Genomic DNA, 12,680 nt, shown 5'->3' on the forward strand with positions numbered 1-12,680 from the left:
GGTCTTTGACCGGCACCGACCCGGCACTGATCCTCGCGCTATGCGGCACGTCCTTGTGCCGCGTGTGAGCGAGGAATCAGCGCAGGAGAAATCGGAGGCCAGTCATGCAAGGTCAGGGCGTGCTGTTCGGGCAGATCGCCGCTGTTTTCAGCATCGTGATCGCCGGCGTATGGAGTGCAACGCAATGGACAGCCGCCGCCCTGGGCTATCAACTACGCCTTGGCTCGCCGTGGTTTGATTTCTTCGGCGCGCCGGTCTATCACCCGTGGCGGCTGTTCGAGTGGTGGTTCTTCTTCGATGCCTACGCGCCGCATGCCTTCGACATTGGCGGGGCCATCGCAGGCGGCAGCGGCCTTGTGGCCGTGGTGGTCGCCATTGCCATGTCGGTGTGGCGCTCGCGCCAGGCCAAGCTGGTCACGACCTATGGTTCGGCGTGCTGGGCCGAAGCGGATGACATTCGCAAAGCCGGGCTGACGCAGCCGATCGGCGTCTTCCTCGGCAAGTATCGCAACGAGTATCTGCGACATGAAGGCCCGGAACACGTCCTGACCTTCGCGCCCACGCGCTCGGGCAAAGGCGTCGGCTTGGTCGTCCCGACATTGTTGTCCTGGCCGGCTTCGGCCGTCATCCACGACATCAAGGGCGAGAACTGGCAGATCACCGCGGGCTGGCGCAGCCGGTTCAGCCACTGCCTGCTGTTCAACCCGACCGATGCGAAGTCGGCGGCCTACAACCCGCTGCTGGAAGTCCGGCGCGGCGCGCATGAGGTGCGCGACGTGCAGAACATCGCCGACATCCTGGTCGATCCCGAAGGCGCGCTGGAGAAGCGCAACCACTGGGAGAAGACTTCGCACGCGCTGCTGGTTGGGGCCATCCTGCATGTGCTCTACGCGGGAGAGGACAAGACGCTGCGCGGCGTCGCCAACTTCCTGTCCGACCCGGCCAGCCCGTTCGAGCTGACCTTGCACCGGATGATGACGACGAAGCACCTGGGCGATGCACCGCACCCGGTTGTCGCGTCCGCTGCGCGCGAAGTGCTGAACAAGTCGGACAACGAACGCTCGGGCGTGTTGAGCACCGCCATGTCGTTCCTCGGCCTGTACCGCGACCCCACGGTGGCCGAAGTCACTTCGCGCTGCGACTGGCGCATCGCCGACCTGATCGCGTCAGAACATCCGGTGTCGCTCTATCTGGTGGTGCCGCCGTCGGACATTTCGCGCACCAAACCGCTTATTCGCCTGATCCTCAACCAGATAGGTCGGCGGCTCACCGAATCGCTCGACGGCAGTGATGGCATCGAGCGCCGCCACAAGCTGCTGCTGATGCTCGACGAGTTTCCGGCGCTGGGCCGCCTGGACTTCTTCGAGACGGCGCTTGCCTTCATGGCGGGCTACGGCATCCGCAGCTTCCTGATCGCACAGTCGCTCAACCAGATCGACAAGGCCTACGGCCAGAACCATTCGATTCTGGATAACTGCCATGTCCGCGTGACGTTCGCCACCAACGATGAACGCACGGCCAAACGGATCTCCGAAACGCTTGGCACCGCCACCGAACTGCGCGCACAGCGCAACTATGCCGGGCACCGATTGGCCCCGTGGCTCGGGCACCTCATGGTGTCGCGGCAGGAAACCGCACGGCCGCTGCTGACGCCGGGCGAAGTGATGCAGCTTCCGACCGACGAAGCCGTGGTGATGGTGTCCAGCGTGGCACCGATCAAGGCGAAAAAGCTGCGCTACTACGCCGACGCGAATTTCAAGAGCCGCGTATTGCCGCCGCCCGCGCTCGCGGCCGGGCAGTACGCCGATGCGCCACCAGCCCGGCCCGACGACTGGAGCGGCCTGGCGATCCCAGCCGTGCCAACGGCCCCGGCTGCGGGCCTGTCCAGCGACGCCGCAGGCACCGCCGACGACGGTGGCCCGCGCCGCCAGCCAGAGCTATCCGAAGTCACCGAATACAGCCCCGAGGCGCAGCCCGCCGGCAACGACCTGGCACTGCTCGATGACGACGACGACCTGCCGCTGCCGCTTCCCGGCCAGCTCGACCCGGCCATGCAGCGCACGGCCCGGCTGGCTTCCCTCGACCCCAACGACGGAATCGACTTATGAGCCAATACCGCCTCAATCTGTTCATCCAGCCCGAGCACGCCAAGCGCCTCGAAGAACTGGCCGCCAAGAAAGGCGTGTCCAAGTCGTCCATCGTCGCGGCGGCGCTCGCGTCCTGGCTGTCGCCCGATGCCGGCGACCAGCGCGAGGCGGCCATTGCCAAGCGGCTGGATCGCCTGTCGCGGCAGGCCGAGCGCATGGAGCGCGACCAGAACATCCAGATCGAAACGCTGGCGCTGTTCATCCGCTACTTCCTGACCGTCAGCACGCCAGTTCCCGAGGCCCATCAGGACGCGGCACGCGCCCATGGCCGGGCGCGCTTCGAGCAGTTCGTTGAACAGTTGGGCCGCCACCTGCTGCGCGGCCGCAGCCTGGTGCGGGACGTGGTGGAGGAACTGCATCCCGATCCGGTGCGAATGGATGACGCGGCGGCGCTGGCTGAAGCGCAGGAGCGTGCGTCATGAGCGCCGTTCCGCAAACCCCGCCCGAACGCTCATCTGCCGCGGCTTCGCTGGATCGCCGTATCCAGATGCTGCGCACGGCAATGGGGCCGGTCATCGCCGCCGCGCTGGCCGACCCGGACGTGGTGGAAATCATGCTCAACCCCGACCGCACCCTATGGGTGGATCGGTTGTCTTCGGGCCGCACGCCGCTGGGCGTGGAGCTTTCCGAAGACGATGGCGAGCGCATCATCCGCCTGGTGGCCGCGCACGTCGGCGCGGAAGTGCATCGCGGTCGACCATTGCTGACCGCCGAGTTGCCCGAAACCGGCGAGCGGTTCGAGGGCATATTGCCACCGGCCGCGCCCGGCCCGGCCTTCGCGCTGCGCAAGCGCGCCGTGAGCATCATCGGCCTGGATCGCTATGTGGCCGACGGCATCCTGACCACTGGGCAGGCCGAGTTCCTGCGTCGCGCCGTGCGCGAACGGCAGAACGTCCTGATCGCTGGCGGCACCAGTACTGGCAAGACCACCTTGGCGAATGCGCTGCTGGCCGAGATCGCTGCCACCGGCGACCGCGTGCTGGTGCTCGAAGACACCATCGAGCTGCAATGCGCGGCCCGCGACCATGTGCCGCTGCGTACCCGCGCGGGCGTCGTCTCGATGCAGGAACTGGTGCGCGCCACGATGCGCCTGCGCCCCGACCGGGTGATCGTCGGCGAAGTGCGCGGCGGCGAAGCCCTCGACCTCATCAAAGTGTGGGGCACCGGACACCCCGGCGGCATCGCCACCATCCACGCTGGTTCCGCGCTGGGCGCGCTGCTGCGCCTCGAACAGTTGATTCTTGAAGTGGCGGTGAACCCACCGCGTGCGCTGATCGCCGAGGCGGTCAACGTCGTGATCCACATCGCCGGGCGTGGCCGCAAGCGCCGCGTCGAAAGCATCGCCCGTGTCGTCGGTTTCGACGGCACCGGCTACCGCCTGGCGGACGCGCTGGAAACACCGTTTCCCGAGCTGATGCCGGTTCCTCTCGCAGCCGATGCCGCTACGCCTTTGCCAGCCCCTGACCAACCTGGAGAACTGCCATGACGCAGATGCACGCTTACGCTTTCCGCTTTTCCGTAAATCCGCTTCCCCATCTGTCCAGCCTCGCGCAGCTGCGCAGCCTGGCCCGCCCTGCGGGACAAGGACTGCTGCTGGCCGCGCTGCTGCTGTTCCTGGCCGGAACGGCGCAGGCCGCCGGTTCCTCAATGCCGTGGGAAGGCCCGCTGCAATCCATTCTGGAGTCGATTCAGGGGCCGGTGGCGCGCATCGTCGCGGTCATCATCATCATCGCCACGGGCCTGGCGCTCGCCTTCGGCGACACGTCGGGCGGCTTTCGCAAACTCATCCAGATCGTCTTCGGATTGAGTATCGCGTTCGCCGCGTCCTCGTTCTTCCTGTCGTTCTTCAGCTTCTCCGGCGGGGCGGTCGTATGAGCGGGCCGGACAGCTTCGCGGCCGGCTTCGAGGTGCCGCTGCATCGCTCGCTCACCGAACCGATCCTGATGGGTGGTGCGCCGCGCACTGTGGCGATTGCCAACGGCACGTTGGCCACCGCTGTCGGGCTGGGCCTTCAACTCTGGATTCCCGGTGTCGTGCTCTGGATCGTCGGTCACTCGCTGGCCGTGTGGGGCGCGCGTGTCGATCCGCAGTTCATGCAGGTCTTCGCTCGGCACATCAAGCACAAGCCGTTGCTGGACGTGTAGGGGGATGCCGCCATGCTGAACCTTGCCGAATACCGCCAGCGGCCCGCCTTGCTGGCCGACTGGCTGCCCTGGGCCGGACTGATCGCGACAGGCGTGGTGCTGAACAAGGATGGTTCGTTCCAGCGCACGGCGCGCTTTCGCGGCCCTGATCTGGACAGCTCCACGCAGGGCGAACTGATCGCCACTACTGCGAGGCTGAACAATGCGCTGCGCCGGCTGGGTTCAGGCTGGGCGCTGTTCGTGGAAGCCGAGCGCCAGCCGGCGGCGGACTATCCGCACTCCGATTTCCCCGAACCGCTGTCGTGGCTGGTGGACGAGGAACGTCGCGCCGCCTTCGAGGAATCAGGCAATCACTTCGAGAGTACCTATCACCTGACGCTGGCCTACCTGCCGCCCGAGGAGTCCCGCGCCCGTGCGGCCAAGCTGCTTTATGAGCACGCGCCGGGCGATGGTGTGGACTGGCGCGGCCGGCTCGATGCCTTCGTGGCGGAAACGGATAGGGTCTTTAACCTGCTCGATGGCGTGATGCCGGAAATCGCCTGGCTCGATGACGCGCAGACGCTGACCTACCTGCACGCCACGGTTTCGGCGCGGCGCTACCGGCTGGCCGTGCCCGAGGTGCCTTTCCACCTCGACGCGCTGCTAGCCGATTCCGCCCTGGTTGGCGGCCTCGCGCCCATGCTGGGCGACCAGCACTTGCGCATGGTGTCGGTGCGGGGCTTCCCGACCTCGACCTGGCCGGGCCTGCTGGATGACCTCAACCGCCTGGGCTTTGCCTATCGCTGGAGTACCCGGTTCCTCTGCCTCGACAAAGCCGAGGCGGAAAAGGAGCTGGGCCGCCTGCGCCGCCAATGGTTTGCGAAACGGAAGAACGTCATCGCGCTGCTCCGCGAAACGATCTTCCAGCAGGAAAGCCCGCTGGTCGATACCGATGCCAGCAACAAGGCGGCCGACGCGGACGCCGCCATGCAGGAGCTGGGCAGCGATCAAGTTGCCTTCGGCTACCTCACCGCTACGGTGACGGTGCTCGATGCCGACCCGGCCGTGGCCGACGAGAAGCTGCGCATGGTGGAGCGCGTGATTCAGGGACGCGGCTTCGTGACCATCCCCGAAACGCTCAACGCCGTGGATGCGTGGCTGTCATCCATACCGGGCAATGCCTATGCCAACGTGCGCCAGCCCATCGTCTCGACGCTGAACCTGGCGCACATGATGCCGGTGTCCGCCGTGTGGGCCGGGCCGGAGAAGAACGCCCACCTCGACGGCCCGCCGGTAATTGTCACGCGCACCGATGGCGCAACGCCGTTTCGGCTGGTGACGCATATCGGCGACGTGGGGCATACGCTCGTCGCCGGCCCGACCGGCATGGGCAAATCCGTCCTGCTGGCGATGCTCGCCTTGCAGTTCCGTCGCTATGGCGGCTCGCGCATCTTCGCCTTCGACATGGGGCGCTCGATGCGCGCCACCATCCTCGGCTTGGGCGGCGAGCATTATGACCTGGGCGCAGATGGCGGCATTGCCTTCCAGCCGCTCGCCCGTATCGACGTCGAAGGCTATCGCACCTGGGCTGCCGAATGGATCGAAGGCCGATTGCTGCATGAAGGCGTGACCGTCGGCCCGGACGAGAAGGTGGCCATCTGGTCGGCACTCGGCAGTCTTGCCGGTGCGCCGGTGGAACAGCGCACGATGACGGGCCTTTCGGTGCTGCTGCAATCGAACGCGCTACGGCAGGCGTTATCGCCCTATGTGCTGGGCGGCGCGCACGGCAAGCTGCTGGACGCCGACCGTGACAGGCTCGGTAGCGGAGACGTGCAGGGCTTCGAGATGGAAGAACTCATGCATAGCCCAGCGGCCGTGCAAGCGGTGCTGCGCTATCTGTTCGCCCGCTTCGATGCGCGTTTCGACGGTGCGCCCACGCTGCTGTTCCTCGATGAAGCGTGGCTGTTCCTCGATGAACCGTCCTTCGCGGCGCGCATCCGGCAATGGCTAAAGACACTGCGCAAGAAAAACGTGTCGGTTATCTTCGCCACGCAGAGCCTGGCCGACATCAAGGATTCGACCATCGCGCCCGCGATCATCGAAAGCTGCGCGAGCCGGATTTTTCTCCCTAACCCGCAGGCGACCGAGCCGCAGATTCGCACGATCTACGAAGGCTTCGGGCTGAACTCGCGGCAAATCGAAATCGTCGCCACCGCGCAGCCCAAGCGCGATTACTACTACCAATCGCGCTTGGGCAATCGCCTGTTCGACCTCGACCTTGGGTCGGCCGCGCTCGCCTTCGCGGGCGCATCCACACCGCAAGACCAACGCGACATAGACCGCATGCTGACGCAGGCCGGCGCTCCCGGCTTCGCCGGCGCGTGGTTGCGCCATCGCGGCCTCGATTGGGCCGCCGACCTGCTGCCGTCCTCACCGGCGGCGGCTTCTTTTCTTTCCCAACCACGACAGGAGAACCTGCCATGAAGACCCGTGTGCTTTCCGTTTCGCTCGCCGCCGCACTGTCGGTGGCCCTGCTGGCCGTGCAGCCCGCATCGGCGCTGACGGTGTTCGACCCGTCCAACTTCGTGCAGAACACGCTCACCGCCGTTCGCACGCTGGAGCAGATCAACAACCAGATCAACCAGCTCCAGAACGAGGCGCAGATGTTGATGAACCAGGCCAGGAACTTGGCAAACCTGGACTTCAACATCGTCAACCGGCTGCGCTCGACGCTCGCCACCACTGAGCGCCTGATCGCTGAGGCGCGCGGCTTGACCTACGACGTGCAGAGCATGGATGCCACGTTTGCCCGCCTGTACCCGGAGCAGTACGCCGCCACTATCAGCGGCGACCACATGGCGCAGGACGCCCGCGAACGCTGGCAGAACACCTTGAACGGTCTGCACACCGCGATGCGGATGCAGGCGCAGGTGTCGCAGAACCTGGCGCAAGACGAAAGCGCACTGGCCGATCTCGTGAGCCAAAGCCAATCGGCCACGGGTGCGTTGCAAGCCATGCAAGCGACGAACCAGCTCCTCGCCTTGCAGGCCAAGCAGTCCATCCAGGCCCAGCAACTCCAGATCACGCAAGACCGGGCGGCCTCGCTGGAACTGGCGCGGCAGGCGGCGGCCACCGAGCGCGCCCGCGAAGTGCGGCGGCGTTTCATGGGCACCGGCACGCCGTACACGCCGCAGTCCGTCAACTTCTACAACAACTGACGGGAGGCGGCCATGCGATGCGTTCCTGTCCTGCTGGCCGTGCTGCTGACCGCGCGCGGCCAGTCGTCTGACCAGCAAAGGGCCGAAGACCTGGCTGCCACCTTGGCCACCGATCCCGTGCGGCTCAAGGCACTGCGCGCCCAATGCGCAATCGACCTGCAAGCCATGGGCGAAGACGCCTGCCGCGCCGCCGCCGAAGCCTTCCGGCGGCGGTTCTTCTCCGGCCAGACCGGGCCTGACGAGTACCGGACGCTTGCCGAACTGCCGCCGATCCCGGCGAGCTTCGACACGCCCGCCGACGACACGCCGGAAGGCGATGCGCCGCTCGCCGCTAAGGAGGACGGGCCATGAATGACGTGACGATCATCGACAGATTCCTCGATACATTCTCGCGCTACATCGACTCGGGTTTCGGGCTGCTGCAAGGCGAAGTGGCGTTCCTGACCGCCACGCTCATCGTCATCGACATGACCATCGCCGGTCTGTATTGGGCAATGAGCCATGCGACCGGCCAGGGCGAGGACGTCATCGCCAAGCTGCTGCGCAAGGTGCTCTACGTCGGCGCCTTCGCCTACATCATCGGCAACTTCAACTGGCTGGCCAGCATCGTCTTCCGGTCGTTCGCTGGTCTGGGCATCACCGCCACCGGCTCGGCCATCACGATGGAGAACTTCTTGCAGCCGGGCAGGCTGGCGAAGACGGGCATCGACGCGGCTGCGCCGATTCTCGATCAGATCGGCGACATGGCCGGCTTCCCCGAAGTGTTCGTGAACCTCGACCCCATCGTGGTGCTGTTCATCGCCTGGCTGGTGGTGATCCTCTGCTTCTTCGTGCTGGCGGTACAGCTTTTCATCACGTTGATCGAGTTCAAGCTGACCACGCTTGCCGGCTTCGTCTTGATTCCGTTCGCACTCTGGAACAAGACGAGTTTCCTGGCGGAAAAGGTGCTCGGCAACGTGGTGTCGTCGGGCATCAAGGTCTTAGTGCTGGCCGTCATCGTCGGCATCGGCTCGGGCCTGTTCGCGGAGTTTCAGGTTCATCCCGACGAGCCTTCCATCGACCATGCGCTGGTCGTGATGCTGGCCTCGCTCGCGCTGCTGGCGCTCGGCATCTTCGGCCCTGGCATCGCAACCGGCCTGGTTTCCGGTGCGCCGCAGCTAGGCGCGGGCGCGATGGCCGGGGCTGCGGTCGGCGCGGTCGGCACCGGCGTTGCCATCGGTGCCGCCGCGACCAGCGTGGGCGGTGCGGTCATGGCAGGCGCACGCATGGCCCCGGCCGCCGCCAAGCTGGCCGGCAGCGGCGCACGCGCGGCCATGTCGGCGGCCAGCAGCGCCAAGTCGGCATTCCAAGCAGGTTCCGCCGCTGCAGGCGGCGGGACTAAGGGTGCGGCTGCTGGCCTCGGCAACGTCGCCAAGACCGGCGCGCAGGCGGCGGGCCGCCGCGCTGCATCGGGCGCTTCCGCTGCCGGGCAGAAGGTGGCCGATTCCTTCCGGGCTGGATGGAACGGCGTGGATGCCGGCGCTGCCGATTCCGGCCAGGCCGCCACAGGCGAAGGCGAAGGCAGTGCGCCGAAGCAGGAGCAACCCGCCTGGGCCAAGCGGATGCACCGCCGCCAGCAGATCACCCATGCCGCGACCACCGCCGCCCACACGCTGCGCGGTGGCGACAGCGGCGGCTCCGGGCAAGGCCCGAGCCTGCGCGATTTCGATACCTGACCACCAAGGAGAGCCCCTATGCGATTCAAGCGACCGCAGGTGCGCTATGCCGATACGCCGCAACCTGCCACCCCGTACCAATCCGCCGCGCAGGTGTGGGACGAGCGCATCGGCTCGGCCCGCGTCCAAGCCAAGAACTGGCGATTCATGGCCTTCGGCTGCCTGACGCTCGCGCTGCTGATGGCCGGCGGCCTGGTGTGGCGTTCGGCGCAATCCATCGTCACGCCCTATGTCATCGAAGTCGATCAATCGGGGCAGGTACGCGCCGTGGGCGAAGCCGCCACGCCGTACCGGCCCGCCGATGCGCAGATCGCGCACCACCTGGCGCGCTTCGTGACGCTGGTGCGCTCGTTGTCCATCGACCCCATCGTGGTGCGGCAGAACTGGCTGGATGCCTACGACTACACCACCGACAAGGGCGCGGCGGTGCTCAACGACTACGCCAGCAAAAACGATCCCTTCGCCCGCATCGGCAGGGAGTCGGTGACGGTGCAGATCACCAGCGTGGTACGCGCCAGCGATGCCTCGTTCAACGTCCGCTGGACGGAACAGCGGTACGTCAACGGCGCACCGGCTGGCACCGAACGCTGGAACGCGGTGCTTTCCACTGTCCTGCAAACCCCGCGCACCGAACAGCGCCTGCGCAAGAACCCGCTGGGTATCTACGTCAATGGCCTGTCGTGGAGCCGCGAACTGGATTCTTCCGAAGGAGCCAAGCCATGACTGCACTTTTCCGTAAACCCGTCTTGCCGTTGATCCTGCTGGCCCTTTCGGGTTGCGCCTCGCAGGGCAAGCCGCCGCCATCCATCTCACTCGATGAGCCGGTGCAGGCGCAGCCGCTGCCGGAGCCACCCGCGCCGGTGGCTGTGGTCGCCGTGCCCGAGCCGCTGGCGCTGCCGGCACAGTTGAAGCCGCTGCCCGAGGTGGACGCGGCCCCGGCCGCGCCGGAGCCGACCGACGAGAAGGTGCGCGTCTCGCGTGCGAATGCCGAGGCGCGCATCGCGCCGACCCGCGAGGGCTACGTCAACGCGATTCAGGTGTGGCCCTTCACCGATGGCGCGCTCTATCAAGTCTATGCGTCCGTGGGCCGCGTGACCGTGATCGCGCTACAACCCGGTGAGGAACTGGTAACGGTGGCCGCAGGCGATACTGTGCGCTGGATCGTTGGCGACACGTCCAGCGGCAGCGGCGACGCGCTGCGCGTCAATGTGCTGGTCAAGCCCATTCGCTCGGGCCTGAAAACCAATCTGGTCATCACCACCAACCGCCGGACGTACCTGCTGGAGCTGACATCGACGGAAAAGGCGTGGATGGCTTCGGTGTCCTGGGACTATCCGAAAGACCGGATGCTGGCCTTGCAGCGCCAGGCGCAGGCGGCCAGCGCCGCCGCTCCGGCCGATACCGGTCTCTCGCTGGAGAAGATCCGTTTCCGCTACGCGGTCAGCGGTGGCAATCCGCCGTGGAAGCCGCTGCGCGCCTTCGATGATGGCGAGAAGGTTTATATCCAGTTCCCCGCCGGCATCGCCCAAGGCGAGCTGCCGCCACTGTTCGTGATTGGCGCGCAGGGCGACGGGCAACTGGTGAACTATCGTTTCCGCCCGCCGTACTACATCGTGGATCGGCTGTTCGGCGCGGCCGAACTGCGCCTGGGTGGTGATGGCGGCGACGTGGTGCGTATCGAACGCACGGATGGCGTGGCGCGGAGGAACTGACCATGAGCCAGGACGATACCCCCGACCTCGCCACGCCGCAGGCGGGCAAGGTTGCGCCCGAGGCGGTGGCGCTACGCGCGCAACCGCGCCCGGTCACGCGCCTGAACCGGCGCACGCTGGCCATCCTCGCAGGCGGCCTGTCGGTCGCCGTGCTCGGCGCGCTGATGTGGTCGCTGCAACCGCAGCGGCGCGTTGCGGGCGAGCAGAACGAGCTTTACAACGTCGATCGCGTCTCGAAGTCGGAAGGGCTGGACGCGCTGCCGGCCGACTACTCGAAGCTGCCGCCCCTGCCAACATCCGTGCCGGAGCTGGGGCCGCCGCTGCCGGGCGATCTTGGCCCGGCCATCGTGAAGTCGCAGCAGCCGGTGACGGCCGCTTACGCGGCCCCCGGCCACGATCCGAACGACGCGCTGCGCAAGGAGGCAGAAGCGGCGGCGGCTTCGTCGGTGTTCTTCCGCTCGGGTTCGCAGCAGGCCGCGCCGGTGGTGCAGACGCAGGTGGCCGCTGCGCCGGGCTTTGCTGCCAATGCAGCGTTCGATCCGATGGCTGCCGGGCCGGCCTCGACGGCGGCCCAGCCTGCCGACCCCACCGCCGTGCAGAACCGGCAAGACCAGAAGGAGGCGTTCCAGAAAGCCGGAACCCCGGAAACTCGTAATTCCGGCAATCTGACACTGCCGGCTTCGCCGTATCAGGTCATGGCCGGAACGGTGGTCGCCGGTGCCTTGGTGACAGGCATCAAGTCGGACTTGCCGGGCGACGTGATCGCCACGGTGACGGAGCCGGTCTATGACACGGCCACAGGCAACTTCCTGCTGATCCCGCAGGGTTCGCGCATCCTGGGCAAATACAACAGCCAGGTCAGCTACGGGCAGACCCGCGTGCAGGTGGTGTGGAACCGGATCATCCTGCCGGATACGTCCTCGCTCACGCTCGACAACCTGGCCGGCACCGACCCGGCCGGCTATGCCGGCCTGGAAGACGATGTGGATTGGCATTGGGATCGCATCTTTGCTGGCGCGGCGCTGACTACGCTACTGGGCGTCGGCGCCGAGTTGGCTGCGCCGGAGAACCGGCAGGACGGCGATCGCGTCATCATCGCCGGCCGCGACAGCGCCCAGGACAGCATCAATCAGGTCGGCCAGGAGATGACGCGGCGCAACCTGAACATCCAGCCCACCTTGACGCAGCGCCCCGGCTTGCCGGTACGCATAATCGTCAACCGCGATCTGGTGCTGAGGCCGTACCAGCCGCTTTTCTTCAACCGGGGGACTTCACGATGACGACGCGCAAGCTGCGGCTGGGGCCGCTACCGAAGACGGAATCCACGAAGCTGACCTTCGCGTGCCCGGCCAGCCTGAAGGCCGACCTCGACCGTTACGCCGCGCTACACGCGCAAGAGCATGGCGAGGCGGTCGATGCAGTGACGCTGGTTCCGCACATGCTGGAGGCGTTTATGGCAGGGGATCGTGGTTTCAAAAGGGGAGGGCAGGCAGCGTCGAAGCCGTCGACGAAGTGAGGCTTAGAGGAAGACTGCTGCGCTTGTCTGCGCTATCCTTGAGGGCGATTGACAATGGAGTTGCCAGAGTCGTCGCCCGTCAAATTCTTCGATCTTCCGCACCAGGCAAAGCTCTTTTCGGATGACGGTAAATTCGACGGTAGCGGCCCATGTCGATCATCGCAAATCCCTTTAAACACGCGGGCTTGCGAGACCTATTGATGATCGAGTGGGAATGATCGGCTCGCGCCGATGAGAGGAAAGGGCAGC

Annotated in this window: 13 protein-coding genes; all 13 read left to right on the forward strand. The window is 66.4% G+C overall.

The features are described 5' to 3' along the window. The first annotated feature begins 104 nt into the window (after positions 1-104). The 13 genes from VQ067_RS06320 to VQ067_RS06380 are packed head-to-tail and all read left to right on the forward strand — an operon-like array spanning position 105 to position 12,431. Positions 105-2,108 carry a conjugal transfer protein TraG gene (locus VQ067_RS06320; protein ID WP_042852641.1) on the forward strand — a complete coding sequence of 668 codons (2,004 nt, stop codon included), beginning with the start codon at positions 105-107 and terminating at the stop codon, positions 2,106-2,108. Then, the gene (locus VQ067_RS06325; protein WP_042852642.1) at positions 2,105-2,569 is read left to right on the forward strand and encodes a ribbon-helix-helix protein, CopG family; all 465 of its coding nucleotides are present in this window, start codon (positions 2,105-2,107) and stop codon (positions 2,567-2,569) included. Before VQ067_RS06320 ends, VQ067_RS06325 begins: the two co-directional genes overlap by 4 nt. Next, positions 2,566-3,633, forward strand: a complete 1,068-nt coding sequence (gene trbB / locus VQ067_RS06330) for a P-type conjugative transfer ATPase TrbB (RefSeq protein WP_060853378.1) — start codon at positions 2,566-2,568, stop codon at positions 3,631-3,633. Before VQ067_RS06325 ends, trbB begins: the two co-directional genes overlap by 4 nt. Then, positions 3,630-4,022 carry a TrbC/VirB2 family protein gene (locus VQ067_RS06335; protein WP_042852789.1) on the forward strand — a complete coding sequence of 131 codons (393 nt, stop codon included), beginning with the start codon at positions 3,630-3,632 and terminating at the stop codon, positions 4,020-4,022. Before trbB ends, VQ067_RS06335 begins: the two co-directional genes overlap by 4 nt. Continuing rightward, complete coding sequence (locus tag VQ067_RS06340; RefSeq protein WP_042852788.1) at positions 4,019-4,291, forward strand: VirB3 family type IV secretion system protein; 273 nt, start codon at positions 4,019-4,021, stop codon at positions 4,289-4,291. The genes VQ067_RS06335 and VQ067_RS06340 overlap by 4 nt, the downstream gene beginning before the upstream one ends. Positions 4,292-4,303: 12 nt before the next feature. Next, positions 4,304-6,754 (forward strand): conjugal transfer protein TrbE, encoded by a 2,451-nt coding sequence (gene trbE, locus VQ067_RS06345; protein WP_042852787.1) that lies wholly within the window; start codon positions 4,304-4,306, stop codon positions 6,752-6,754. After that, positions 6,751-7,488, forward strand: coding sequence for a P-type conjugative transfer protein TrbJ (trbJ, locus tag VQ067_RS06350; protein ID WP_042852786.1), 738 nt, complete (start codon positions 6,751-6,753; stop codon positions 7,486-7,488). Before trbE ends, trbJ begins: the two co-directional genes overlap by 4 nt. A gap of 12 nt (positions 7,489-7,500) precedes the next feature. Continuing rightward, positions 7,501-7,839 (forward strand): hypothetical protein, encoded by a 339-nt coding sequence (locus tag VQ067_RS06355; RefSeq protein WP_042852785.1) that lies wholly within the window; start codon positions 7,501-7,503, stop codon positions 7,837-7,839. Next, complete coding sequence (gene trbL / locus VQ067_RS06360; protein ID WP_042852784.1) at positions 7,836-9,203, forward strand: P-type conjugative transfer protein TrbL; 1,368 nt, start codon at positions 7,836-7,838, stop codon at positions 9,201-9,203. The genes VQ067_RS06355 and trbL overlap by 4 nt, the downstream gene beginning before the upstream one ends. Before the next feature lie 18 nt (positions 9,204-9,221). Continuing rightward, positions 9,222-9,926: a conjugal transfer protein TrbF gene (gene trbF, locus VQ067_RS06365; protein ID WP_042852783.1), complete on the forward strand. Its 705-nt coding sequence runs from the start codon at positions 9,222-9,224 to the stop codon at positions 9,924-9,926. Next, positions 9,923-10,915: a P-type conjugative transfer protein TrbG gene (trbG, locus tag VQ067_RS06370; protein ID WP_042852782.1), complete on the forward strand. Its 993-nt coding sequence runs from the start codon at positions 9,923-9,925 to the stop codon at positions 10,913-10,915. The genes trbF and trbG overlap by 4 nt, the downstream gene beginning before the upstream one ends. 2 nt (positions 10,916-10,917) lie before the next feature. Beyond that, positions 10,918-12,195, forward strand: coding sequence for a TrbI/VirB10 family protein (locus VQ067_RS06375; protein ID WP_042852781.1), 1,278 nt, complete (start codon positions 10,918-10,920; stop codon positions 12,193-12,195). Then, entirely contained in the window at positions 12,192-12,431 is a 240-nt protein-coding gene (locus VQ067_RS06380) for a DUF2274 domain-containing protein (protein WP_042852780.1), read from the forward strand. Before VQ067_RS06375 ends, VQ067_RS06380 begins: the two co-directional genes overlap by 4 nt. The last annotated feature ends 249 nt before the right edge of the window (positions 12,432-12,680 follow it).

The organism is Pseudomonas sp. KBN12P06040 (assembly GCF_037574965.1).
Taxonomy (GTDB): domain Bacteria; phylum Pseudomonadota; class Gammaproteobacteria; order Pseudomonadales; family Pseudomonadaceae; genus Pseudomonas; species Pseudomonas aeruginosa.

Excerpts from the sequence above, each read along its gene's own strand:
- VQ067_RS06320 (WP_042852641.1), top strand. The coding sequence starts at position 105 with ATGCAAGGTCAGGGCGTGCTGTTCGGGCAGATCGCCGCTGTTTTCAGC.
- VQ067_RS06325 (WP_042852642.1), top strand. The coding sequence starts at position 2,105 with ATGAGCCAATACCGCCTCAATCTGTTCATCCAGCCCGAGCACGCCAAG.
- trbB (WP_060853378.1), top strand. The coding sequence starts at position 2,566 with ATGAGCGCCGTTCCGCAAACCCCGCCCGAACGCTCATCTGCCGCGGCT.
- VQ067_RS06335 (WP_042852789.1), top strand. The coding sequence starts at position 3,630 with ATGACGCAGATGCACGCTTACGCTTTCCGCTTTTCCGTAAATCCGCTT.
- VQ067_RS06340 (WP_042852788.1), top strand. The coding sequence starts at position 4,019 with ATGAGCGGGCCGGACAGCTTCGCGGCCGGCTTCGAGGTGCCGCTGCAT.
- trbE (WP_042852787.1), top strand. The coding sequence starts at position 4,304 with ATGCTGAACCTTGCCGAATACCGCCAGCGGCCCGCCTTGCTGGCCGAC.
- trbJ (WP_042852786.1), top strand. The coding sequence starts at position 6,751 with ATGAAGACCCGTGTGCTTTCCGTTTCGCTCGCCGCCGCACTGTCGGTG.
- VQ067_RS06355 (WP_042852785.1), top strand. The coding sequence starts at position 7,501 with ATGCGATGCGTTCCTGTCCTGCTGGCCGTGCTGCTGACCGCGCGCGGC.
- trbL (WP_042852784.1), top strand. The coding sequence starts at position 7,836 with ATGAATGACGTGACGATCATCGACAGATTCCTCGATACATTCTCGCGC.
- trbF (WP_042852783.1), top strand. The coding sequence starts at position 9,222 with ATGCGATTCAAGCGACCGCAGGTGCGCTATGCCGATACGCCGCAACCT.
- trbG (WP_042852782.1), top strand. The coding sequence starts at position 9,923 with ATGACTGCACTTTTCCGTAAACCCGTCTTGCCGTTGATCCTGCTGGCC.
- VQ067_RS06375 (WP_042852781.1), top strand. The coding sequence starts at position 10,918 with ATGAGCCAGGACGATACCCCCGACCTCGCCACGCCGCAGGCGGGCAAG.
- VQ067_RS06380 (WP_042852780.1), top strand. The coding sequence starts at position 12,192 with ATGACGACGCGCAAGCTGCGGCTGGGGCCGCTACCGAAGACGGAATCC.